The organism is Pseudomonas sp. K5002, from assembly GCF_013386655.1.
GTDB lineage: Bacteria > Pseudomonadota > Gammaproteobacteria > Pseudomonadales > Pseudomonadaceae > Aquipseudomonas.
Window position 1 is genome coordinate 1 of record NZ_JACARK010000056.1, and the last position, 1,341, is coordinate 1,341.

The window sequence follows — 1,341 nt, forward strand, 5'->3', positions numbered from 1 at the left end:
GCAGCAACGGATATGTACACGGTCCATTACAACCAACTCAAACCCCACACAACGAACGCAGCAACCCGGTATCCAGATGCTGCTCTACCAAGTCCGCCAACCGCTCAATATCCCGCTCCCGCAACCCGTGATAATCCACCTCCTGCACATCCTCCAACCCCGCCCACCGCAACAACGCACTACACGCAGCCGGCGTCTCAAACACCCCATGCAGATAGGTCCCGAGAACCTGCCCATCCTCACTCTGAGCCCCATCCAGGCGCCCATCGTCCAACTGCACCGCAGCCCGCACCAAGCCAGCGCCACTGGTTACACCCGCGTGGATCTCATACCCACTCACCTCGGCCTCCTCCAGCAACAACCGCCCCCGCACGTTACGCAGCTGCTTCTCCTCCTCCAGGGTCGTACTGAACGCCAACAACCCCAGCCCAGCGCTAGAACCACAAGGCCCTTCCAACCCCAGCGGGTCATGCACCTGCTCCCCGAGCATCTGCAACCCACCACAAATCCCCAACACCTTCCCGCCATAACGCAGGTGCCGCGCCACCGCCGTATCCCACCCGTTGGCCCGCAAATACGCCAAATCACTGCGCACACTCTTCGAGCCCGGCAAAATAATCAGGTCCGCCGCAGGAATCGCCTGCCCCGGCCCCACAAACTGCAAATCCACCTGCGGGTGCAAGCGCAACGGATCAAAATCCGTGTGATTACTGATCCGCGGCAACACCGGCACCACCACCTTGAGCACCTGCGCCGCCTTGTCGATCTGGCGCTGGTCGATGCCGTCCTCGGCCTCCAGGTGCAAATCCATCACATACGGCAACACCCCCACCACCGGCTTGCCCGTGCGCGCTTCCAGCCAATCCAGCCCCGGCTGCAACAACGCAATATCCCCGCGAAACCGGTTGATGATGAAGCCTTTGACCCGCGCCTGTTCGGTCGGCGACAACAATTCCAGCGTACCCACCAGGTGCGCAAACACCCCGCCACGATTGATGTCGGCAATCAGCAGCACCGGGCAGTCCACCGCTTCGGCAAAGCCCATGTTGGCAATGTCGTTCGCCCGCAGATTGATCTCGGCCGGCGAACCCGCACCCTCGACCATCACCACCGGGTAAGCCGCACTCAACCGCGCATGAGAGGCCAGCACCGCTTGCATCGCGATGGCTTTGTAATCGTGATAAGCCACGGCATTCATGGTGGTCACGGCGCGCCCGTGGATGATCACTTGGGAGCCCGTGTCGCTGTTGGGTTTGAGCAGCACCGGGTTCATGTCGGTGTGGGGCGCCAGGTTCGCGGCCTGGGCCTGCACCGCCTGGGCCCGGCCGATCTCGCCGCCTT

Annotated in this window: 1 protein-coding gene; it reads right to left on the reverse strand. The window is 62.5% G+C overall.

Annotation, left to right across the window (positions count from 1 at the left end; genetic code table 11):
- Positions 1 to 37 precede the first annotated feature (37 nt).
- On the reverse strand, positions 38 to 1,341 hold a 1,304-nt coding region (locus HX846_RS03765), incomplete at its 5' end, for a cobyric acid synthase (protein ID WP_178964994.1).